This is a genomic window from Halomonas caseinilytica (assembly GCF_001662285.1).
GTDB lineage: Bacteria > Pseudomonadota > Gammaproteobacteria > Pseudomonadales > Halomonadaceae > Halomonas > Halomonas caseinilytica.
In genome coordinates, this window is the sequence record NZ_BDEO01000005.1 from 68,571 (window position 1) to 89,210 (window position 20,640).

Here is a 20,640-nt window from a genome sequence, read left to right on the forward strand (position 1 = left end):
TTCTGCCCTGCTATTTCAATCCAACGAGGAACCCGGCTTGTCACATTTACCGGTGATCGTGGGCATGGGCGGCGTGAATCCCGCCGGCCGCACCTCGGGCCACCAGGCGTTTCGCCGCACCGTGCTCGACGCCCTGCCCGATGATGACCAGGCCCAGACCCTGCTCGGCCTGGCGGCGATGATGCGCCTGGCTGACGCTCAGGACGACGGCACCTGGCACGACGCCCAGGGGCATCCCCTCGATGCCGCCACCCTCGTCGAGCGCACCCGCCAGCGCGTACTGGACCACACCCTGATCCGACGCATCGAAGATCCCCGCTTCAACGCCGAGGGCTTGCCCGCCAACCGCCGAGCGACCCTCGCGCTGGATGCCCCCTTGACCTTTCGCGTGCGCCGTCGCCAGTTGCCCGACGACCTGCCACCGACCTGGCAGGTTCGCGAGCTCGACCGCCGGCATCTGGAAGTCACGGTGCCAGCCGGCGAGATGGACGTCATGCTGCCCGAGACACGCCCTGCCCAGGTACGGGCCGCCGGCCAGCTTCCCTCGGGCTTCGAACCCAGTCATTTCTACCGCAGCGTGCACCACCCCCGCGGGCTTTCCATGGCCATCTTCGCCGCCAGCGACTGCCTGGGGGACAGCGGCCTGACCTGGGATGAACTGCGCGACCGCCTGGACCCCGACCAGGTCGCGGTGTATGCCGGCAACTCCATCGGCCAGCTTGATGACGAGGGCTGGGGCGGTCTGCTGAAGAGCTTCGTCTCCGGCAAGCGGGCCACCTCCAAGCAGATGCCGCTGGGCTATGGGCAGATGCCCGCCGACTTCCTCAATGCCTATGTGCTGGGCAGCGTAGGGGGCACGGGCGCCGCACTGGGCGCCTGCGCCAGCTTCCTCTACAACCTGCGGCTCGGCGTGGACGACATCCGCGCCGGGCGGCGCCGCGTCGTGATGGTCGGCACCTCCGACGCACCGATCACCCCGGAGATCGTCGAGGGCTTTCGCGCCATGGGTGCCCTGGCCGATGACGACAGCCTGCGTGCCCTGGATGCCCTGGAACTGCTGACCGACGCCGACTACCAGCGGGCCTGCCGCCCCTTCGCCCGCAACTGCGGCTTCACCATGGGCGAATCCAGCCAGTTCCTGATGCTGATGGATGACTCCCTGGCCCTGGAGGTCGGTGCCGAACTCCTCGGCAGCGTGCCCGAGGTCTTCGTCAACGCCGACGGCTGGAAGCGCTCGATCTCGGCACCGGGCATCGGCAACTACATCACGCTCGGCAAGGCCGCCTCGCTGGTGCGCGACATGCTCGGCAAGCATGCCCTGCGACATCGCACCTTCCTGCATGCCCATGGCACCAGCACGCCCAAGAACCGTGTCACCGAGTCTCACGTCTTCGACCTGGTCGCCCGGGCCCACGGCATCGAAGACTGGCCGGTAACGGCCATCAAGGCCTTCGTCGGCCATTCACAGGGCGGTGCCGCCGGCGACCAGCTGGCCAGCGCCCTGGGCAGCTTCGCCCATGGCCTCTTGCCGGGCATTCCAACCCTGGATGCCGTGGCCGACGACGTCCACACCGACCGGCTGCGTTTCTTTCGCGACCCCTATGCCTTCGAGGCGGATGCCGCCTTCATCAATGCCAAGGGATTCGGCGGCAACAACGCCACCGGTGTGGTGCTCTCTCCCGGCGTCACCGAGCGCCTGCTCACTGCCCGTCACGGCGCTGCGGCCATGGCAGATTGGCGAGCCCGGCGCGAAGCCACACGAGAGACCGCCGCGGCCTACTACCACGACGCCGACCGAGGCCATTTCGCGCCCCGCTATCGCTTCGGCGAAGGCGTGCTCGAAGGCCCTGAACTCGACGTCGGCGATGACGCCATCCAGATTCCGGGCTATGCCAAGCCGGTCTCGCTGGCCGTGGACAACCCCTTCGGCCGGCTCGACGACGGAGAGGAGGACTCATGAACACCGCCGTGTATCCCGGCACCTTCGATCCCATCACCAACGGACACTACGACCTGATCGAGCGGGCCTCGCGTCTGTTCGATCACATCGTGGTGGCCATCGCCTCCAGTCCCGGCAAGTCGCCCGCTCTGGACATCGACGCCCGCATCGCCCTGGCGCGCAAGGTGGTGGAGCACCACGACAACGTGGAAGTGGTCGGTTTCTCCGGCCTGCTCACCGAGTTCATGCGTCAGCGCCAGGCCCGCATTCTCCTGCGAGGCCTGCGTGCGGTCTCTGACTTCGAGTACGAGTTGCAGCTGGCCAACATGAATCGCGCCCAGATGCCGGAACTGGAGACCGTCTTCCTGACGCCGGAGGTGGAAAACTCCTACATTTCCTCCACGCTGGTGCGCGAAATCGCGCGCCTCGGCGGCGATGTGTCGCAGCATGTCCATCCCGATGTCGCCGAAGCGCTCAAGAATCGCTACAATACCTGACCGTGGCACTCGGTCTTGTGTGCCCGGTACTGATTTGCTCAAACCCTGTTAAAATCTAGCGAGCTTGCGCCAGACAAGGCGATATCGAGCGGAAAGCGCACTTTAGGTGTACGAAAAGCAGACGTACAAAAGCGCTTTCTGGCGAGATGCCAACGCCCTATGGCCGACGCACAGCAGATTTTTATGAGGCGCCCCATGGCCCTGATGATCACCGACGAATGCATCAACTGCGACGTCTGCGAACCCGAATGCCCCAATGACGCCATCTCGCCGGGGGAAGAGATCTATATCATCGACCCCAACCGGTGCACCGAGTGTGTCGGTCACTACGACGAGCCGCAGTGCCAGCAGGTCTGCCCGGTCGACTGCATTCCCCTCGACCCGGAGCGCAAGGAATCCCGGGAAGAACTGATGGAGAAATACCGGCTCATCACTGCGGCCTGAGATCGGCGCGCGCCTGCCTCCCTTGAAAGACACGGCTCTCGTCGAGGCGAGGGCCGTTTTCTTGCTCAGACGAGCCGTCTCCCCCATCCTATCGGGCTCGCTGAACTTCCGGAGCCACCGTGTCATCTTCCGATCCCGACCAACGGCGTGTCTGGTCCCTGGCCTGGCCGATCATCCTCTCCAACATCACCGTACCGCTGCTCGGCCTGGTGGACACCGCCGTGGTGGGCCACCTGCCGGATTCCCGCTATCTGGCTGCGGTCACGCTCGGCGCGACCCTGTTCGGCTTTCTCTACTGGGGCTTCGGCTTTCTCCGCATGGGCACCACCGGCCTGACCTCCCAGGCTGCGGGACGCGGCGACGACGAGGGTGTACGCAACCTGCTGGGCCAATCGATGCTGCTGGCACTGGGCATCGGCCTCGTGCTGATCCTGGCGGGCGGCCCTCTGGTCGACCTCGGCCTCTGGCTGCTGGACGGCAGCGCCGAGGCCACGGCATTGGCCGGCGAGTACGCACGGATTCGTCTATGGTCGGCACCGGCGGTACTGGCCAACTATGCGATCCTCGGCTGGTTCCTCGGCCAGCAGAATTCCCGGGTGACGCTGATCATCCTGGTGCTGACCAACGCCGTGAACATCCTGCTCGACCTGCTCTTCGTGGTCGGGTTCGGCATGACCAGCGATGGCGTGGCCTGGGCCACGGTCATTGCCGACTTCAGCGCTCTGGCGGTGGGCCTCTGGCTGGTCAGCCGTCAACTGCGGCGGCTCGAGGGACGCTTCCGGCGCGAACGTCTCTTGCGTCTCGGCGCTTACGCCGAGCTTTTCCAGGTCAATGCCAACCTCTTCGTGCGCACCCTGGGGCTGCTGTTCGCCACGGCCTTCTTCACCGCCCAGGGCGCGGCTCAAGGCGACACCATCCTGGCCGCCAACGCGGTGCTGCTGCAGTTCATCATGCTCACTTCCTACGGCCTGGATGGCTTCGCCCACGCCGCCGAAGCCCTGACCGGCCACGCCGTGGGTCGTGGTCGCTGGCAGGAATTCGCCCAAGCAGTGCGCGGCGCGACCCGCTTCTCATTGCTGACCGCAGGCATCGCCGCCCTGGCCTTCGCGCTGGGCGGTCACTGGCTGATCGCGCTGCTCACCGGCCTGCCGGATGTCCGTGCCAATGCCGGCGAGTACCTGCCCTGGGTGGTGGTCATGCCGCTGATTGCGGTATGGAGTTACTTGCTGGACGGCGTGTTCATCGGCGCCACGGCAATCCGTGAGATGCGCAACAGCATCTTCATCGGCCTGGCGGTCTACCTCCCCGTCTGGTGGCTCACTCAACCGCTTGGCAATCACGGCCTGTGGCTGGCCTTCACTGTCTTCACCGCAACGCGTTCGGCCGTGCTGATCGCCTATTATCGGCACTATCGTCGGTGGCACTGGCGAGATGCCTGAGGACACACCGCCCTCTTCAGTCATTGGACTTTGGTGGCTTTGACAGCTCCCGGGAAGTCGGGCAACTTGATGCTGCCCAACTTCCTGATCTAACGAGATTTCTCAGTATCTTCTGCCACGATGGCAAGGCTGATTGAATAGCCGAGCGTCGTGAAGCGCAAAGCAAATGACGCGCAGAAAGCGAGACATAACAAACCGTTAGGCGAGTTTCCCAGCGCCGTGCGGCATGGCGATTTGCACGTGCCGTCATTCAAGCCGTATTTCCCTGACCCGAGATGAGGCCCAGCACCATGCTCAAGTCACTGTCGCGTCCAGCGGTCAAACTGGTCGAGCGGTATCTCCCTGACCCCTACATTTTCGTGCTGCTGCTGACGGTGATCGCCGCTGCCGCCGCCATCGCCGTCGAACGTCAGACGCCACTGACGGTCCTCCGCTTCTGGGGCGACGGTTTCTGGAATCTGCTGTCGTTCTCGATGCAGATGCTGCTGGTACTGGTCACCGGCTTCATGCTGGCCAGCTCGCCCCCGGTCAAGCGACTGCTGCAACGCCTGGCCGGCCTGGCCAACAACGCCGGCGCCGCCATCGTCCTGGTCACCCTGGTGTCGCTGGCCGCCAGCTGGATCAACTGGGGCTTCGGCCTGGTGGTAGGCGCGCTGTTCGCCAAGGAGCTGGCCCGCCAGATCCGCGTCGACTATCGCCTGCTGGTCGCCAGCGCCTACTCGGGTTTCATCGTCTGGCACGGAGGGCTGGCCGGCTCGGTGCCCCTGACCATCGCCACCGACGGTCATTTCGCCGCCGAACAGATCGGCGTCATCGGCACCTCCGAGACCGTCTTCTCGCTGTTCAATCTCGGCATCGTGGTGGTGCTGTTCATCGCCATGCCGTTGATCAACCGCATGATGCTGCCCGACGAAAAGGACAGCGTGTATATCGACCCGAGCCTGCTGAACGAGGACGAGACACGACGCGTGCGCATCACCCGGCCAGCGGAGCGTCTCGAGAACAGCGTGACCCTGGCCTGGCTGGTGGGGATTCCGGGGCTGCTGTTCCTGCTCGACCACTTCGTGCTGCGTGGTGGCGGTCTCAACCTCAACGTGGTCAACTTTCTCTTCCTGTTCCTGGCCATCGTTCTGCATCGCACGCCCCGCAGCCTGCTCGAGAGCCTGCATGAAGCGATCAAGGGCGGCGCCGGCATCGTCATCCAGTTCCCGTTCTATGCCGGGATCATGGCGATCATGGTCCAGTCCGGACTGGCCGAGACGCTCTCCGGCGCCCTGATCTCGATGGCTTCGGAAGCCTCGCTGCCCTTCTGGACCTTCATCAGCGCCGGCATCGTCAACATCTTCGTGCCCTCCGGCGGCGGCCAATGGGCCGTGCAGGCGCCGGTCATGCTGCCGGCCGCCGAGGCCCTGGGCGTGGACATTCCCCGCGTGGCCATGGCCGTGGCCTGGGGCGATGCCTGGACCAACCTGCTGCAACCCTTCTGGGCCCTGCCGGTCCTCGGCATCGCCGGTCTCAAGGCCAAGGACATCATGGGGTTCTGCCTGGTCCAGTTGCTGCTGACGGGCGTGATCATCGCCGCCGGCCTGACCTGGCTCTAGCGGCGCCGGATTGACGGCTGGCCCCGGCAGCCGGCGCCATGAATCAACGCATGGCATATGTGTGGCTCGCCTTGTCCCCATTACGGCGGCAAGGCGTTATGCTGAGGGCAACCTCCACAAGAGACCCTGCAAATGACGGAACATGCACTGCCCGGTCAGCACGAACTCACCATGACCGTGCTGATGACTCCCGATATGGCAAACTTCAGTGGCAAGGTCCATGGCGGCGCCATCCTGAAGAAACTCGACGAGGTCGCCTATGCCTGTGCCAGCCGCTATTCGGGGAGCTATGTCGTGACACTGTCGGTGGACCAGGTACGCTTCAAGCAGCCGATCCATGTCGGCGAACTGGTGACCTTCCTGGCCAGCGTCAACCACGTGGGACGTTCGTCCATGGAAGTCGGCATCAAGGTGATAGCCGAGGACATACAGAACAAGCTGATCCGTCACACCAATAGCTGTTACTTGACCATGGTCGCGGTGGACGAAGCGGGCAAACCCGCCAGCGTGCCGCCTCTGGAGTTGAAGACGCCCGAGCAACAGCTGCGCCACGAGAAGGCCGCATTGCGCAAGAAGCTGCGCAAGCGGGCAGAAGAGGAGGAAGAGCGTCAGACCCAGGCGGCACATGACGCCAGGCAATGAACCATGGCCCGGCAAGCCGGGCCATGGTGGAGGCATGCGTCAGGAAGAGGACTCCTGGATGGCCTCGCCGCCCTGTTCGATGTCCTGACCGACACCGCGCACGGTGTTGCATCCGGCCAGCAGCGACAGCGTGAACAGGGTGATCATCATCAGAGAAAGGGTCCGTTTCATCGGGCTCTCCTTGTTACGGCTCGGTAGGGAAACGCGGAAGGCGAACGGCGCCACAGGCGCCATACCGCCTCCTCCGGCGTTTCCGGGAAGGGATGCTACTCGTTCAATCTAGCAGGAAGCGCGGTCCCGCACAGCCCCTATCCCGCACAACCCCCTACCCCGGCTTTCCAGACCTGATTCCCCTGCAGCATGGCCATGGCATGCTGCACATGTACCAACGACTTCAAGGAGCCCCGACATGCCAGATTTCGAACCGGACGCCCGTCTGATCGAGGACACCTACCCCATCACCGAACTCCCGCTCTGTCAGCTACGCCTGATGAACGATGCCCGCTTCCCCTGGCTGGTTCTGGTGCCACGCCGTGCCGGCGTCTCCGAGGTCATCGAACTCGACGAGGCCGACCAGCGCCAGCTCTGGCGGGAGGCGACCCTGGCCGGCAGCGTGTTGAAGGAGTGTCTGACGGGCGACAAGCTCAACATCGCCACCCTGGGCAACGTGGTCTCCCAGCTGCATCTGCACGTGATCCTGCGACGTCATGACGACGACGCCTGGCCGGCGCCGGTCTGGGGCCACGGTCAGGCCTCGCCCTATGATCTGGACACCCTGGCGAGCCTGCGCGATCGTCTGCTGGCGGAAATAGAAGCCATCGACTGGAAGGCACCCGCCTAGTTCTCCAGGCGTGTGCGCAGCGTCGCCAGCCAGGGCTCGAGCAACCATGGCGGCAGGGGACGACCGCCACGCAGGGCCGTCATCTCGACCCGGCTGCCTCGCTCGGCGGGACTCGCCTCGAGACGCAGCCGGTAACCGGGCCAACGCCCGAGCACGGCCTCGACACGTCCCAGGTCGGCATCGGCATGGCGCACCACATAGCCACGCTCCATCAGCAGGATCATGGCTTCATCCAGCACGTCGACCACCGAGCCTGGCACGTTCCCCGTGACAGGCTCGGCGGGGGCGGGCGGTGCCATGCTCGCGCATCCCGTCAGCAGCAGCATCAGCGCGCCCCCCAGCAAGCGGCGCCTCATGACGATACCTCCCCAGCCTCGACGGCATCGTGCAGCTCGCGACAGAAATTCGCGTCACTGGCGGTGCGCGACTGCCGCAACTGACCGCGCCAGTCGTACAGCTGAACATCACGCGACACCCTCACCGACTCGCCGCCGACCACCACCGAGACACGTTCGATCCGGGTGGCTTCCTCGGACGGCCACCCCGCGCCACCAAAGCCGATGCCCAGCCCCACGCCGGATGCCACATGACCGCCGCTTCCGCCGAACAGAAAACCGCCCAGGCGGGGTGCCGGGTCGACGGCATCATGATAGAGGGTGCGGCCGGCACGCTCGGCACTGACCAGCCCCAGCGAGGTATCGGTATCGCGTACCAGAAAATCGCGCTGCTCCAGTACCTCGACCACCCGTGCCAGAGTGGTGCTGCGCGAGCCGGCCTCCACCGGCCAATGGCAGGCAGCGGCGGGGGCCGGCTCGGCTTCCGGCATGCGGGTGGGCGTCGCCTGACAGCCCGCCAGGACCGCGAACGGGGCTATCAACAGGGCGTGCCAGTTTCCTCGAGCCATGCGTCTCTCCTCGGTGTCTTCCGACAGTCTAGCAGTCGCCACCCTCTTGAAGCCCCGCAACGTCGCCCGCATGTCATCAATCAGCGCTATGGTGTCCATGCAGGAAATTCGCTTAACGGTCACTACCCCGGCGCCTATACTGGCCCAACACGAATCAAGGAGGCATTCGCATGAGCGAGACCAACAGCATCGGCCTGCATTCCGGCAGTGCCAGCCAACTGGCCGAACGGCTCAACGCCCTGCTGGCCAACTATCAGATCTTCTACATGAACGTTCGCGGCTATCACTGGAACGTGAAAGGCGAGAACTTCTTCGAGCTGCACACCAAGTTCGAGGAGTTCTATACCGACCTGCTGGCCAAGATCGACGAGGTCGCCGAGCGCATCCTGACCCTGGGACACAAGCCGGTGCACGCCTATAGCGATTACTTCAAGCTGTCCAGCATCGAGGAAGAGAAGGATATCCACGACGGCGAGACCTGCGTGCGTGGCGTGGTCAAGGGTTACCAGACGCTGATCGAGCTGCAGCGCGAGATCCTCTCCCTGGCATCCGATGCCGACGACGAAGGTACCGCCTCCCAGGTGAGCGACTACATCCGCGAGCAAGAGAAGACGATTTGGATGTTGAACGCCTATCTCGGCTAAGGAAGCACTGATTTATTGTTGCGCTCGATACCCTGACCGTCGGCGGTACTCATAATCCTCATTTACGATCAGTAAACTGCGGTTATTCCGTTCCGGCGGCGGCCAACTTATCGTCGCTCACGACATAAATCAGCACTTCCTGTACCCAAAAGGTTCGGGGAACACGATTTCCCTGGATCCGCTCTCGACCATTAGCGGTCTTGATCCTCGTCGCCGCCTTTCGGGGCGGCGGCGTCGTGTTCGGGAGACTCATCCGGTGCCTCGCCCTCGGCGGCACGCACCAGGTCATCGGGCAGCGGCTTCTTCATGCGCACGCCCAAGCGTTCCAGCTCCCGGGCCTGAGCGACCAGGCTGCCCTGTCCCGTCGACAGCCGCCGCATGGCGCGGCGATGGCTGTCTCCGGCACGCTCCAGGTGTCGCCCCACCTCTTCCAGGCTCTCGACGAATCCTCCGAACTTGCTCAGCAGGCGCTCGGCACGCTCGCCGATCAGACGAGCATTCTCGTTCTGGCGTTCCAGGCTCCACAGACCCGCCACGGTGCGCAGGCTGGCCAGCAGGGTGGTCGGCGTGACCATCACCACTTGCTTGTCGAAGGCATCCTGGAACAGCGTCGGATCACGTTCGAAGGCCGCCGCGAAGGCCGGCTCCACCGGCACGAAGAGGAACACGAAGTCCGGAGAGTGCAGCGTCGAGAGGCCCGGATAGTCCTTGGCCGCCAGGCCCTGAACGTGCGAGCGCAGCGACTGCAGGTGATCGCGCATCGCCACTTCCCGCTCGGTTTCGTCCTCGGCGTTGACCACTCGGGACCAGGCGCTGAGCGACACCTTGGCATCGACGATCAGATGGCGGTCTTCCGGCAAGTAGATGATCGCATCGGGACGCCGCCGCCCCTGCTCGTCGTGCAGCGTCACCTCGCGACGATACTCGATGTCGCGACGCAGGCCACTACGCTCCAGCACCCGCTCGAGAATCAGCTCTCCCCAATTGCCCTGCGCCTTCTGGTCGCCCTTGAGTGCCCGGGCCAGCCCGGCGGCTTCCTCGCCGAGCTTGGCGTTGAGACCGGCCAGTTGATCCAGCTGGGCCTTGAGCGAGCCGCGTTCGCGCTGCTCCTGGCCATGCAACTCCTCGACGCGTCGACGAAAATGGTCGACCTGCTCGCGGAAGGGCTTCAGCAGCGCTTCGAGGCTCTCGCGACTCTGGGCGCTGTAGGTGCGTTGGCGTTCGTCGAAGACCTGGCCGGCGAGCTGGTGGAATTCGTCCTTGAGGCGTTCGCGGGCGTCTTCCAGCAGCGCAAGCTGCTCACGATGGCGCAGCGCCGCTTGCTCACGTTCCGTTTCCAGCCGTGCCGCCCGCTCGCGCTGCTCGGCCAGTTGCCCTTGAGTCTGCTCGAGCGCCGCCTCGACACTGGCCAGCCGCTCGCGACAGCCATCCAGTTGGGCGTCGCTCTGGGTCAGTTCCTGCTCGAGCCGTGCCGCGGCCGCCTCGCGTTCGGCCAGACGGGCACTGACGGCCACATGACGGCGGCGTTGGCCGATTCCCCAAGCCAGGCTCACCAGTGCCAGCACGCCCAGCCCGAGCGGCAGCCCCCAACCGGGCGCGAGCCATGCCTCGTTCATGCCCTCTCCTTCACGCCTTGGGGTCCGCCAGATCTTCGACCAGGGCCCGCAGCATGTCCCAGAACTCCGCAACCGAGTCGATCTCCACGCGCTCGTCCGGCGAATGCGCGCCACGGATCAAAGGACCGAAGGAGATCATTTCCAGGGCCGGATACTTGGCACCGAGGATGCCGCACTCCAGGCCCGCATGAATCACCTTGATGGCCGGATCGACCCCCAGCCGCTCCCGGTGCAGGGCGCAGAAACGCGCCAGCAGCGGGCTCTCCGGGGACGGCGTCCAGCCGGGATAGGCGTTCTCGACCCGAGTGCGGGCACCGATCAACTCGAACAGCGCGCGAAAGCGATCGGCGATGTCGGCACGCGCACTGTCTCGCAGCGAGCGCACCAGTGCGCACAGGTGGAAGCGGCCGTCTGCCAGACTCACCACCCCGAGATTGTTGGACGTTTCCACCACGCCCGGCACGGCGGTACTCATGCGTTCGACACCACAGGGCGCTACATGCAGGGCATTGACCAGCAGGCGGCTGGCCTCACGGCTCAGGGCAGCCGTGCCGTCGGCAGCGACGCCTGGCTCGAGGGTCAGTCGCAGGTCATCATCAACCCCGGCCAGTTCATCGCGCAACTCTTGCTCCAGGGCTGCCAGGCGCGTGCGCGCGGCCTCCACTTCCTCGGCGGGCAACGCCAGAGTAGCGAAGGCTTCACGAGGCAAGGCATTGCGCAGGGTACCCCCCTGATAGTCGACCAGGCGTGCATCGACGTCTTCGAGGCGACGCAACGCCCGCACCAGCAGGCGATTGGCGTTGCCGCGTCCTTTGTCGATATCGAGACCCGAGTGGCCTCCGGTCAGCCCGGTCAGGGCTAGGCGCACCAGTGTTTCATCCTCGCCCACCGCGCTGGTGGGCAACTGCGCCTCGACCACCACGTCAGCACCGCCAGCACAACCGATGTAGACCTGACCACGGTCCTCGGAATCGAGGTTAAGCAGCATCTCCCCCTCGAGCCAGTCTTCCGCCAGGTTCAAGGCACCGCCCATCGAGGACTCTTCCTCCAGGGTGAACAGTGCCTCGAGCGGGCCATGCACCAGCGTGTCGTCTTCCAGGATCGCCAGTGCCGCCGCCACACCCATGCCATTATCGGCGCCCAGGGTGGTATTCCGCGCATGCAGCCAGCCATCCACCACATGGGTTGCGATGGGATCGCGGGTGAAGTCGTGGGGATGATCGGCATTGGCCTGGGCGACCATGTCCAGGTGACCTTGCAGAATCACGCCCGGCGCCTTCTCGTGGCCAGGACTGGCCGGCTTGCGGATGCGCAGGTTGCCGAAAGCGTCGCGATCATGCGGCAGGCCGAGGCCGTCGGCCCAGGCCTCAAGGTGCGCGACCAGAGCCGCTTCATGGCCGGAAGGACGCGGGGTGTTGCACAGAGTGCGGAAATGGCGCCACAGCGGGCGCGGCGCGAGTTGCTCGAGATGTGCGTTCATGGCGCTTCTGTATCGTGATTGACTCGGAGACTCTACCGGCCGTCCTCACCCTTGGGAAGACTGGCGGCATCGAGCCATCTGGCGATGCCCTGCCGCCGCCAGCCATCGACCTGCCGAGCGCCGCTGAGCGACAGCCGTCGAGCGAGCCACTCGTCGGAACGCCCCTGGAAGGCCCAGGCGGCCAGCATGGCCAGCGCGTCATCGCCCTGGCCATGGGGAGCGACGAAGCCGATCAGTGCCTGCACGGCCGGCCTCACCATGGCCGGATCGCGATGCCCATGGGCCACATCCTCGAGGTCGCGAAGGTCCTCCGCCGACAGCGGCCCGGCGGGACATTCGCCGAGCAGGGCCAGCGCCACCAGCGGCTCGAGCTCGGCCAGCTCGAAAGCCAGCAGGGCCGGAAGCTGACGATGGAAGCGATGCATCAGGCGTGTCGCCAGCGCCTCGCCCTTGGCGCTGATCGGCTGCACCACCATCAGGGCGTGCTCGCCCGTGGAGGTCTCGCGGGTCAGGCCGAGGCGTACCACTCTAAACCCCTGACCCTGCCAGAAGGCCAGAAGGCCGGGGTCGGTGCCGAAGCTCGCACCGAGCAGGTCGATGCCATCCGACTCGGCATCGCGCCGTTCGGCCGCCAGCAACTGCGCTCCCATGCCCTGGCGGCGGCATGGCGACACCACGGCAATACGCAGGACACGGCGCAATCGGGCCATCAGCGCCTCGCGCTCGCCGGCATGGGCTGCCAGTGACTGGGCCAGCAGATGTCCACGAGGTCGCCGCTCGCCACGCGCCACTCGCTCTGCCAATACCGGTTCGAAGCCTCCTTCGTCGCTGGTGACCGCGACGGCCGCGACCCCGCCACCGCCCGACAGGCTGGCAATGCGGCCTCCCGGCGCATCCAGCAAGCGCCTCAGGTCGCCAGGCGTGGTGCGGTAGTGAGCCTGCACCAGCAGACCGAAGATGGCACGCAGACGCGGCTCGTCGCGAGCCAGGTCTCGGCGATCCTCGCGCTGCCAGTGCACGCCCGCCTCCGGTTGGTCGACATCCGGTTCGGCGTCGAGCATCAGCAGGCGCGACGTCAACGCCTCCAGAGGATCGCCCTCGGCCCAGCGCACCGGCGTGGCCAGGTGGCATTCGCGCCAGTCCGGGGCCAGGCGGTCGAGCCTCTCTCGAAAGCGCAGCGCGAAGCCTCTCCCCGCGCCTTCATAGCCATGCACGGTCGTCGCAAAGGCGATTCGCGGGAAGGCCTCGAGCCAGCTCCCCAGGAGTCCGGCAGGTATTGCTGCCGCCTCATCCACCAGCAACCAGCTGCCTGCCCCGCCGGCCTCGCCTCGTTCGATTCGCGCTTGCAGTTCATCCGGGGCCAGGAAGCTCACGTGTCCCTTGTCGGTCGCGAAGCGATTGCCCTGGCGAACGCCCTCGGGGCACAGCGCTGCGAGACGCTCGAAGAGCCCCGCCACTGCAGCCGGACGCGGCGCGGTTACCAGAACGGCGATGCCTCGCGCCAGCAGTCGGGCACAGGCGATGCCCAGAGCGGCCGTCTTGCCGCGCCCCCGGTCGGCGGTCATCACCAGCGGCCGACGTCGCCGTAGACGCTCTAGCCGGGCCACGGCATCGGCCTGGTCCGGGGTAAGGCAGGCAGCGTCGGGCGACGTCGGCGCCTCGCGAGGCTCATCGGTCAATACCGGCACCACCGGCGATGCCGCATCGGTCCACCGCGCGACGCCCGGCGCATCCGCCAGCAAGGTCGACAAGCGCGCCAGATATCGGCACGACAGCTCCTCCAGGGACCAGGGATACTCGGCCAGACGAGCATAGTCGGCATCGGGCCGCGCGCCCCAGTCGGTGGGCGTCAACAGCACCATCAAGCCACCGGCACGCAAGGTGCCGGACAGGGCACCGAATGCCTCGGGATCGAACCCCGCGCCCGGAGAGGCCGCATCGAAGACGATCAGGTCCTGCTCCCCGCCCAGCCGGGTCCGCGCCTTGCTCGCCGGAAGCCATGACGACGCCGCGATGCCGTCCGGCGATTCGGGAGCAACCCAGAGAGGAGCCTGCCATCTTGCATCTCCCCAGAGCCGCCACGCCCGTTCGCGACAACGCCCGGCCTCGCCCTGTAGCCAGACCAGTCCGCGCCATCGATGCCGACGAAGGGCCTGACAGAACTCGTCCAGTTCCGGCGGGAAGTGGGGGCTGGGCAAGGGCGACATGCCGATCTCCTGGACAAATCAACTTTGGTCTAATGAATTTCGGGAATTAAACGCTCGACTGCACTTCGGCAACGCAGCACTCGATACGCCAAAACCCCTTCATTCTACTGATATTACGAGACTTTCCATGAATCAATGACATGTGCGGTCGCCACAAAATTGCGTGGAACACGACCATGGTGGACATCGAACACGGCGGAAAAGCCATGCTAGCTTGATGACTGCCGCCGTTCCGCTGGTCGGGGATATCACGGGATGGCAACGTTCTTTGCTGCGTCTCTTCTCGACAACCACAACAACCCCATGAGGGAGTCCCACATGATGACACGCTTCGCTCTCACCAGCCTGGCCGCCGGCGTTGCCCTGGCCACGCTGGCGACTCATGTCCAGGCCCAGGAAGAATGGACCATGACCACGACCTGGCCGGACAACCTGGATCTCATCCAGATCGACCGCCACTGGGCAGAACTGGTCAACCAGCTGGCCGGCGACGAGCTGCAGATCAACTTCCGCGCCGGCGGCACCCTGATGCCCGGCACCGAGGTGTTCGACGCCACCGAGACCGGTAGTATCGAGGCCGCCGGTGACTGGCCCGGCTACTGGGCGGGACGCAGCCCGGCCTTCTCGCCGCTGGCTACCACCACCAGCCTGTTCAATGGCGTCGACTACCTGAACTGGATTCAACAATGGGGCGGTTTCGAGCTCTATCAGGAAGTCTACGGCCAGTACAACATGGTCTATCTGCCCTACGGTATCACCAATAACGAATCCGGCTTCCGCGGCGGCACGCCCATCGAGAGCCTCGCCGACCTGGAGGGCAAGCGCCTGCGCCTCTCCGGCCGGGACCAAGGACGCGTGCTGGAAAAGTTGGGCGGCTCCCAGGTCACGCTCGCCGGAGGGGAAATCTATCAGGCCATCGAGCGTGGCGTGGTCGACGGCGCCGAGTTCTCAACCCCCGGCGTGGATTACAAGGCCGGTTTCAACGAGGTTGCCGATTACTGGCTGACGCCGGGTTGGCACCAGTCCGCCAGCGTGTTCGGCGTGATGATCAACCAGGATGCCTGGGACGCGCTCTCCGAGGAGACCCAGGAAAAGCTCAAGATCGCCGCGGACGCCACCATGGCCTGGTCGCTGGCCTGGTCCGAGCGTCAGTCGACCGAAGGCACGGTGAAGTTCCTCGAGGACGGCACCACCATCAACCAGCTCTCCGAAGAGGACCTCGCCGAGATCCAGGACATCACCAACGAGGTGATCGTGCAGGGCGCCTGCGAGGATCCGATGCACGCCAAGATCTATCATTCCATGATCAGCTACATGGAGCATTACGCTAACTGGCGCGACATCTCGGCGCCCTACAACATGAGCCGAGTCACCGACAACCTGCCCTCCCTGGAGGAAATCGAGGCCTGCATGGAGCAGTGAAACGGAGCGGCTGGGCCCTTCGGGGCCCGCCCTGCCGTGACGACGGCGCTCCCTGCGCCTGGCCACGCCGATATCGTCTGACGCCGAGATCATCATCATGAATGCCATTGCCAGGACCATCGATGCCCTCAATGAGGGATTCGGACGCCTGATTGCCCCTTTGCTCGCCGTGATCACCCTGATCGTGATCTACGACATTGCCATGCGTTTTCTCATCGGGCGCCCCAGCGACTGGGCCTTCGATGTCACCAAGATGCTGTTCGGCGCCCACTTCATGCTGATGGCCGCCTATGGACTGCGCCACCACGCCCATGTGGAAGTGGACGTGCTGAAGCGCCTGCTGTCACGACGCAAGCAGGCGGGACTCGAGATCCTGGGTTACCTGCTCTTTTTCGTCCCCTTCATCGGGATGTTGCTCAGCCTGGGCTGGGATTTCTTCCTGCGCTCCTTCAGCCGCGGCGAAACCACCTACGGCATGGTGTCCATCCCCGTCTATCCGGTGAAGGCCGTCATTGTCGTCACCGCCGTCCTGCTGTTGCTCCAGGCCATCGCCGTGGTGATCCGAGCCATCCAGGAAGTGCGCAGGGAGGAAACCGCATGAGCGCCGAGATGCTCACCTTGTTCATGTTCGGCGGCCTGCTGGTCGGCCTGTTCATGGGCCACCCGCTGGCCTTTGTCCTGGGCGGCGTCGCTGTACTCGGAGCCTGGCTGGGGCCAGGGGCCAATACCCTGGGTATTCTGATCAACAACATCTATGGCAACGCCATGGACAACTACGTCCTGGTGGCCATCCCCCTCTTCGTGCTGATGGCACGCTTTCTCAACGACTCGGGCGTCACCGAGAAGATGTTCGAGTCGATGCGCCTGCTGCTCGCCAACCTGCGCGGCGGCCTGGCGCTCACCGTGGTCATCGTCTCGGTGCTGCTCGCCGCCACCACCGGCATCGTCGGCGCCTCCATCGCCGTGATGGGCATGATCGCCCTGGTGCCAATGCTCAAGTACTCCTACAACAAGGAACTCAGTACCGGAGTGATCATGGCCAGCGGCTGCCTGGGCATTCTGATCCCGCCGAGCATCATGCTGATTCTGATGGCCAGCTACTCGCCGGTCTCGGTGGGCGCACTGTTCGCCGGCGCCCTGGTGCCCGGGGTCATGCTAGGCGTGCTCTATGCCCTCTACGTATTGATCATCTGCCATGTGAAGCCATCCTACGGCCCACCGGTCCCCGCCGAGGAACGCGCCGATGTCTCCACCGGTGAACTGCTGGGCATGCTCGGCCGGTACGTGCTGCCCCCCATGACATTGATCCTCGGCGTCCTGGGGTCACTGTTCACCGGCATCGCCACTGCCACCGAGGCCTCGGCCATCGGCGTGGCCATCGCGTTCGTACTTTTCCTGATCTTCGGCGACCGCAAGCTCTCGACCTGCTATCGCACCCTGATCGAAGCCAGCAAGACCACCACCATGGTGATGCTGGTGCTGGTTGGCGCTACCGCCTTCACCGGCGTATTCTCGATCGGTGGCGGCATGGAGGTCATCAGCGAGGTCGTCATGGCCATGCCCGGCGGCACCACCGGCGCATTGATCCTGATGCTCTTTCTGGTCTTCGTGCTTGGCATGTTCCTGGACTGGACCGGCATCGTGCTGCTCAGCTTCCCGATCATGCTGCCCATCGTGGAGCAGATGGGCATCGACGTGCTGTGGTTCGTGGTGATGGTGGCCGTGGTGCTGCAGACCTCTTTTCTGACACCGCCGTTCGGCTATGCACTCTTCTACCTCAAGGGCGTGGCGCCCCAGGGGGTCGAGATCGTCGATCTCTACCGAGCCGTGATTCCATTCTGCGCGCTGATCGTGCTGGCCTGTGTGCTGATGGCCATCTTTCCCACTCTGGTGACCGGTCTGCCGACCTTGCTGCTCGGTCACTGAACGATCTCGCAGCCCGCCATGCCAGCGGGCTGCGACGCCTGATATGCTGGCACTGTCCGCCGCTTCGTCTGCCTCCGGGAGACCTCCCGCTTGTCCCGCACCCGTCTTTCACGCTCCGTACCGACGGCCCTCCGATCGAGGCTACGACTCGATGCCTGGAATCTGCTGACCCTGGGGATCGCCGCCATCGTGGCGCTGCCGGTCCTGGTGGTGCTCGCCCATATCGTCATGCCCACCGATGGCGTCTGGCAGCACCTGGCCAGCACCGTACTGGGTCGCTATCTCGCCAACACTCTCTTGCTGGTGATCATGGTGGGCCTGGGAACCTTCATCATCGGCACCGGCACGGCCTGGCTGATCGTGATGTGTCGTTTCCCGGGACGCCGTCTGTTCGAATGGGCCCTGTTGCTGCCGCTGGCGGTGCCGACCTATGTGATCGCCTACGCCTATACCGACTTCCTGCAGTATGCCGGTCCGGTACAGGGCTGGCTGAGGGCGACCTTCGAGTGGGGGCGAGACGATTATGTCTTCCCGGACATCCGTTCCCTGGGCGGAGCCGCCACCCTGATCACCCTGGTGCTCTATCCCTACGTCTACATGCTGACCCGGGCGGCCTTCCTCGAACAGTCGGTGTGCGTACTGGATGTGGGGCGCACCCTGGGATGCGGCCCGTGGCGGCTGTTCGGCAGCGTGGCCGTGCCCCTGGCGCGTCCGGCGATCGTCGGCGGCGTCTCGCTGGCGTTGATGGAAACCCTCAACGAGTTCGGCGCGGTGCAATATTTCGGCGTCGACACGTTCACCACCGGCATCTACCGCACCTGGTTTGGCATGGGCGAGCAGGTCGCGGCCGCCCAGTTAGCGGCCTGTCTGCTGACCTTCGTGATAGGCCTGGTACTGCTGGAGCGCGTCTCGCGCGGCAGGCGCCGTTATTTCCACACCACGGGCCGCTACCGGCGCCTGCCGGAGTTTCCGCTTGCCGGTTGGCGAGCCGCAGCGGCCTGCCTGGCCTGCCTGACGCCGGTACTGGTGGGCTTTCTCATCCCCGGTGGATTGCTGCTCTACCTTGCCCTGACCGGTGGCGACAGCCTGTTCGGCCCCGCCTTCCTCGAGTTCGCCGGCAACAGTCTGGTACTTGCCGCCCTGGCCGCCCTGGTCGCCGTGGCCCTGGCACTCCTGTTGAGCTATGGCGCTCGCCTGCACCCGGGGCCGACGACCCGTACCGCCACCCGCATCGCCGCCATGGGCTACGCCGTGCCCGGCTCGGTGGTGGCGGTGGGCATCCTGATTCCCTTCGCCTGGCTGGATGACCAGATCAATGGCTGGCTACGCACACACTTTGGCGTTATCGCCGGCCTGATCTTCAGCGGCTCGGCCTTCATTCTGATCTATGCCTATGTGGTACGTTTTCTGGCGGTATCGTTCAATGCCCTGGAAGCCAGCCTCGGCAAGGTCACGCCCAACATGGACGCGGCGGCTCGCACCCTGGGACAGACCGCCGGCGGCACCCTGCGTCGAATCCATACCCCGATCATGCGCAGCAGCCTGTTGGCCGCCGCCATTCTGGTCTTCGTCGACGTGATGAAGGAGTTGCCGGCGACCATCATCCTTCGCCCCTTCGACTTCGACACCCTGGCCGTGCGCGCTCACAACCTGGCCACCGATGAACGGCTCGCCGAGGCCTCCACTGCCTCACTGACGATCGTCGTGGTGGGCATCATGCCCGTGGTGCTGCTAAGCCTCGCCATGCGCGGCGCGCGTCCCGGCGGGAAAGACGAACACCTGTGAAGCATCCAGGCTTATCGCCACCGGCTGCCCCTCCTCGGGCAGAAAGACGCCCGGCACCCGGGCATGCAGGTGCGCCTCCTGCCCATCGGCGCCATGGGCGCAGATATGCAGCAAACTGGCTCGTCCCAGCAGCTTGGCCATGATCACATGGCTATGGGTCGTCGTCGGCGGCTTCGCCAGTGCCTCGACCCGCAACGCCTCGGGACGGATCATCACCCGCGCTCGCTCACCCTCCGCCAGCGCCGGTGCCGCCACTTCGCCCACCGGCGTGGCTACGCGCCCTCCGCGGACCTCGCCGGTCAGCTCGTTGACCGTATCGAAGAAGGTCACCACGAACGGGTCGACCGGCTCGCAATAGAGTTCCCGGGGCGTACCCATCTGTACGACATGGCCTTCACGCATCAGGGCGATGCGATCGGCCATGAACATCGCCTCCTCCGGGTCGTGGGTCACCAGCAGGGCGCCCGCTCCCAGTTTCTTGAGGACGTGCAGGGTATCGTCGCGAATGCGGTCGCGCAGTCGCGCATCGAGGCTCGAGAACGGCTCGTCGAGCAGCATCAAGCCGGGTTCCGGCGCCAGGGCTCGGGCCAGGGCAACGCGTTGCTGCTGCCCGCCCGACAGGGTGTGGGGATAACTGCCGGCGTAGTCCTCCATCCCCAACAGGGCGAGCAGTTCCATGGCACGTGCGCGGCGCTGCCGAGCGGGCAACGACGCCAGCCCAAAGGTGACGTTCTCGAGCACGCTCAGATGGGGAAACAACGCCGACTCCTGGAAGGCCAAGCCGACATTGCGATGCTCCGGCGGCACATGCGGCTGCCCCAGGGGCCGCCCATTGATCTCGACATGCCCCCGTTGGAGAACCTCGAGACCGGCAACGATGCGCAATAGCGTCGTCTTGCCGCACCCCGAAGGCCCCAGCAGGCAGACGACCTCGCCCTGGCGTACCGTCAGATTGATCCCCGCCACCGCCGTGTGGCGGCCATAGGCGTGATGGATGTCCTGCATGCTCAGGACGATGGGCGCCTCCGAGGCGAACGGCTCGGCGGCATTCTGAAAGGGAGCCTGGTGCATGGCAGTCGCCGACAGCAAAGTTCGAGCGTCATGGTAACGCGAAAGCATCTTCGACACGTTGCGATTTTCAACGCTGCAGCCCTCAACGCCTGCGTCAACGTTCTGCGCACCCCGAGGTTGACGCCCTCGCCGGCAGGCGCTTCAATGCTTGACAGGAAATGCAACGCATTAACATCAACAAA

The 20,640-nt window shown here is 65.2% G+C and carries 19 protein-coding genes; 12 read left to right on the forward strand and 7 right to left on the reverse strand.

The genetic code is table 11. The features are described from left to right. Positions 1 to 64: 64 nt before the first annotated feature. The 6 genes from HSDC_RS05960 (at position 65) to HSDC_RS05985 (ending at position 6,562) form a co-directional block, all read left to right on the forward strand. Positions 65 to 1,960 carry a beta-ketoacyl synthase gene (locus tag HSDC_RS05960; RefSeq protein WP_064699087.1) on the forward strand — a complete coding sequence of 632 codons (1,896 nt, stop codon included), beginning with the start codon at positions 65 to 67 and terminating at the stop codon, positions 1,958 to 1,960. Next, positions 1,957 to 2,436, forward strand: coding sequence for a pantetheine-phosphate adenylyltransferase (coaD, locus tag HSDC_RS05965; protein ID WP_064699031.1), 480 nt, complete (start codon positions 1,957 to 1,959; stop codon positions 2,434 to 2,436). The genes HSDC_RS05960 and coaD overlap by 4 nt, the downstream gene beginning before the upstream one ends. A gap of 195 nt (positions 2,437 to 2,631) precedes the next feature. Further along, positions 2,632 to 2,880 (forward strand): YfhL family 4Fe-4S dicluster ferredoxin, encoded by a 249-nt coding sequence (locus HSDC_RS05970; protein WP_064699032.1) that lies wholly within the window; start codon positions 2,632 to 2,634, stop codon positions 2,878 to 2,880. Positions 2,881 to 2,999: 119 nt separating this feature from the next. Next, positions 3,000 to 4,319 (forward strand): MATE family efflux transporter, encoded by a 1,320-nt coding sequence (locus HSDC_RS05975; RefSeq protein ID WP_064699033.1) that lies wholly within the window; start codon positions 3,000 to 3,002, stop codon positions 4,317 to 4,319. A gap of 290 nt (positions 4,320 to 4,609) precedes the next feature. After that, complete coding sequence (locus HSDC_RS05980; RefSeq protein ID WP_064699034.1) at positions 4,610 to 5,920, forward strand: short-chain fatty acid transporter; 1,311 nt, start codon at positions 4,610 to 4,612, stop codon at positions 5,918 to 5,920. Between the two features lie 132 nt (positions 5,921 to 6,052). Further along, the gene (locus HSDC_RS05985) at positions 6,053 to 6,562 is read left to right on the forward strand and encodes an acyl-CoA thioesterase (RefSeq protein ID WP_064699035.1); all 510 of its coding nucleotides are present in this window, start codon (positions 6,053 to 6,055) and stop codon (positions 6,560 to 6,562) included. Between the two features lie 39 nt (positions 6,563 to 6,601). Here the strand turns inward: HSDC_RS05985 and HSDC_RS05990 are convergent, their stop codons facing one another. Further along, positions 6,602 to 6,733 (reverse strand): entericidin A/B family lipoprotein, encoded by a 132-nt coding sequence (locus tag HSDC_RS05990; protein ID WP_064699036.1) that lies wholly within the window; start codon positions 6,731 to 6,733, stop codon positions 6,602 to 6,604. Between the two features lie 238 nt (positions 6,734 to 6,971). Between HSDC_RS05990 and HSDC_RS05995 the strand changes: the two genes are divergently transcribed. Then, entirely contained in the window at positions 6,972 to 7,403 is a 432-nt protein-coding gene (locus tag HSDC_RS05995; RefSeq protein ID WP_064699037.1) for an HIT domain-containing protein, read from the forward strand. Here the strand turns inward: HSDC_RS05995 and HSDC_RS06000 are convergent. Together HSDC_RS06000 and HSDC_RS06005 are read right to left on the reverse strand one after the other, a co-directional pair. Beyond that, the gene (locus tag HSDC_RS06000) at positions 7,400 to 7,759 is read right to left on the reverse strand and encodes a hypothetical protein (RefSeq protein WP_064699038.1); all 360 of its coding nucleotides are present in this window, start codon (positions 7,757 to 7,759) and stop codon (positions 7,400 to 7,402) included. The genes HSDC_RS05995 and HSDC_RS06000 overlap by 4 nt on opposite strands. Beyond that, positions 7,756 to 8,307 (reverse strand): hypothetical protein, encoded by a 552-nt coding sequence (locus HSDC_RS06005; RefSeq protein ID WP_064699039.1) that lies wholly within the window; start codon positions 8,305 to 8,307, stop codon positions 7,756 to 7,758. The genes HSDC_RS06000 and HSDC_RS06005 overlap by 4 nt, the downstream gene beginning before the upstream one ends. 170 nt (positions 8,308 to 8,477) lie before the next feature. Here HSDC_RS06005 and HSDC_RS06010 point away from each other — a divergent pair, with 170 nt between their 5' ends. Beyond that, positions 8,478 to 8,951, forward strand: coding sequence for a Dps family protein (locus HSDC_RS06010; protein WP_064699040.1), 474 nt, complete (start codon positions 8,478 to 8,480; stop codon positions 8,949 to 8,951). Between the two features lie 191 nt (positions 8,952 to 9,142). Here HSDC_RS06010 and HSDC_RS06015 read toward each other — a convergent pair whose 3' ends face one another. Genes HSDC_RS06015 through HSDC_RS06025 form a run of 3 tightly spaced genes read right to left on the reverse strand, consistent with a single transcriptional unit; the run spans position 9,143 to position 14,254 of the window. Then, positions 9,143 to 10,567: a DNA recombination protein RmuC gene (locus tag HSDC_RS06015; protein WP_064699041.1), complete on the reverse strand. Its 1,425-nt coding sequence runs from the start codon at positions 10,565 to 10,567 to the stop codon at positions 9,143 to 9,145. A gap of 10 nt (positions 10,568 to 10,577) precedes the next feature. Further along, positions 10,578 to 12,047, reverse strand: coding sequence for an aminoacyl-histidine dipeptidase (locus HSDC_RS06020; RefSeq protein WP_064699042.1), 1,470 nt, complete (start codon positions 12,045 to 12,047; stop codon positions 10,578 to 10,580). 32 nt (positions 12,048 to 12,079) lie between these two features. After that, on the reverse strand, positions 12,080 to 14,254 hold the full coding sequence (locus tag HSDC_RS06025) for a tRNA(Met) cytidine acetyltransferase TmcA (protein ID WP_064699043.1): 2,175 nt from the start codon (positions 14,252 to 14,254) through the stop codon (positions 12,080 to 12,082). Positions 14,255 to 14,572: 318 nt separating this feature from the next. Between HSDC_RS06025 and dctP the strand changes: the two genes are divergently transcribed. From dctP to HSDC_RS06045, 4 genes are all read left to right on the forward strand, one after another. Further along, positions 14,573 to 15,676 carry a TRAP transporter substrate-binding protein DctP gene (dctP, locus tag HSDC_RS06030; protein WP_064699044.1) on the forward strand — a complete coding sequence of 368 codons (1,104 nt, stop codon included), beginning with the start codon at positions 14,573 to 14,575 and terminating at the stop codon, positions 15,674 to 15,676. A 97-nt stretch (positions 15,677 to 15,773) separates the two neighbouring features. Further along, positions 15,774 to 16,277, forward strand: a complete 504-nt coding sequence (locus HSDC_RS06035; protein ID WP_064699045.1) for a TRAP transporter small permease subunit — start codon at positions 15,774 to 15,776, stop codon at positions 16,275 to 16,277. Continuing rightward, on the forward strand, positions 16,274 to 17,602 hold the full coding sequence (locus HSDC_RS06040) for a TRAP transporter large permease (protein ID WP_064699046.1): 1,329 nt from the start codon (positions 16,274 to 16,276) through the stop codon (positions 17,600 to 17,602). The genes HSDC_RS06035 and HSDC_RS06040 overlap by 4 nt, the downstream gene beginning before the upstream one ends. A 165-nt stretch (positions 17,603 to 17,767) precedes the next feature. Then, the gene (locus HSDC_RS06045) at positions 17,768 to 19,387 is read left to right on the forward strand and encodes an ABC transporter permease (RefSeq protein WP_170862795.1); all 1,620 of its coding nucleotides are present in this window, start codon (positions 17,768 to 17,770) and stop codon (positions 19,385 to 19,387) included. Here HSDC_RS06045 and HSDC_RS06050 read toward each other — a convergent pair. Then, complete coding sequence (locus tag HSDC_RS06050) at positions 19,334 to 20,458, reverse strand: ABC transporter ATP-binding protein (protein WP_064699088.1); 1,125 nt, start codon at positions 20,456 to 20,458, stop codon at positions 19,334 to 19,336. The two genes, HSDC_RS06045 and HSDC_RS06050, sit on opposite strands and share 54 nt — an antisense overlap. Positions 20,459 to 20,640 lie beyond the last annotated feature (182 nt).

Bases quoted from the DNA above. Each gene is read 5' to 3' on its own strand.
- HSDC_RS05980 (WP_064699034.1), top strand. From the start codon at position 4,610: ATGCTCAAGTCACTGTCGCGTCCAGCGGTCAAACTGGTCGAGCGGTAT.
- coaD (WP_064699031.1), top strand. From the start codon at position 1,957: ATGAACACCGCCGTGTATCCCGGCACCTTCGATCCCATCACCAACGGA.
- HSDC_RS05990 (WP_064699036.1), bottom strand. From the start codon at position 6,733: ATGAAACGGACCCTTTCTCTGATGATGATCACCCTGTTCACGCTGTCG.
- HSDC_RS05985 (WP_064699035.1), top strand. From the start codon at position 6,053: ATGACGGAACATGCACTGCCCGGTCAGCACGAACTCACCATGACCGTG.
- HSDC_RS06015 (WP_064699041.1), bottom strand. From the start codon at position 10,567: ATGAACGAGGCATGGCTCGCGCCCGGTTGGGGGCTGCCGCTCGGGCTG.
- HSDC_RS06005 (WP_064699039.1), bottom strand. From the start codon at position 8,307: ATGGCTCGAGGAAACTGGCACGCCCTGTTGATAGCCCCGTTCGCGGTC.
- HSDC_RS06035 (WP_064699045.1), top strand. From the start codon at position 15,774: ATGAATGCCATTGCCAGGACCATCGATGCCCTCAATGAGGGATTCGGA.
- HSDC_RS06040 (WP_064699046.1), top strand. From the start codon at position 16,274: ATGAGCGCCGAGATGCTCACCTTGTTCATGTTCGGCGGCCTGCTGGTC.
- HSDC_RS06025 (WP_064699043.1), bottom strand. From the start codon at position 14,254: ATGTCGCCCTTGCCCAGCCCCCACTTCCCGCCGGAACTGGACGAGTTC.
- HSDC_RS05970 (WP_064699032.1), top strand. From the start codon at position 2,632: ATGGCCCTGATGATCACCGACGAATGCATCAACTGCGACGTCTGCGAA.
- HSDC_RS06050 (WP_064699088.1), bottom strand. From the start codon at position 20,458: ATGCACCAGGCTCCCTTTCAGAATGCCGCCGAGCCGTTCGCCTCGGAG.
- HSDC_RS06000 (WP_064699038.1), bottom strand. From the start codon at position 7,759: ATGAGGCGCCGCTTGCTGGGGGGCGCGCTGATGCTGCTGCTGACGGGA.
- HSDC_RS06010 (WP_064699040.1), top strand. From the start codon at position 8,478: ATGAGCGAGACCAACAGCATCGGCCTGCATTCCGGCAGTGCCAGCCAA.
- HSDC_RS05995 (WP_064699037.1), top strand. From the start codon at position 6,972: ATGCCAGATTTCGAACCGGACGCCCGTCTGATCGAGGACACCTACCCC.
- dctP (WP_064699044.1), top strand. From the start codon at position 14,573: ATGATGACACGCTTCGCTCTCACCAGCCTGGCCGCCGGCGTTGCCCTG.
- HSDC_RS06020 (WP_064699042.1), bottom strand. From the start codon at position 12,047: ATGAACGCACATCTCGAGCAACTCGCGCCGCGCCCGCTGTGGCGCCAT.
- HSDC_RS05960 (WP_064699087.1), top strand. From the start codon at position 65: ATGGGCGGCGTGAATCCCGCCGGCCGCACCTCGGGCCACCAGGCGTTT.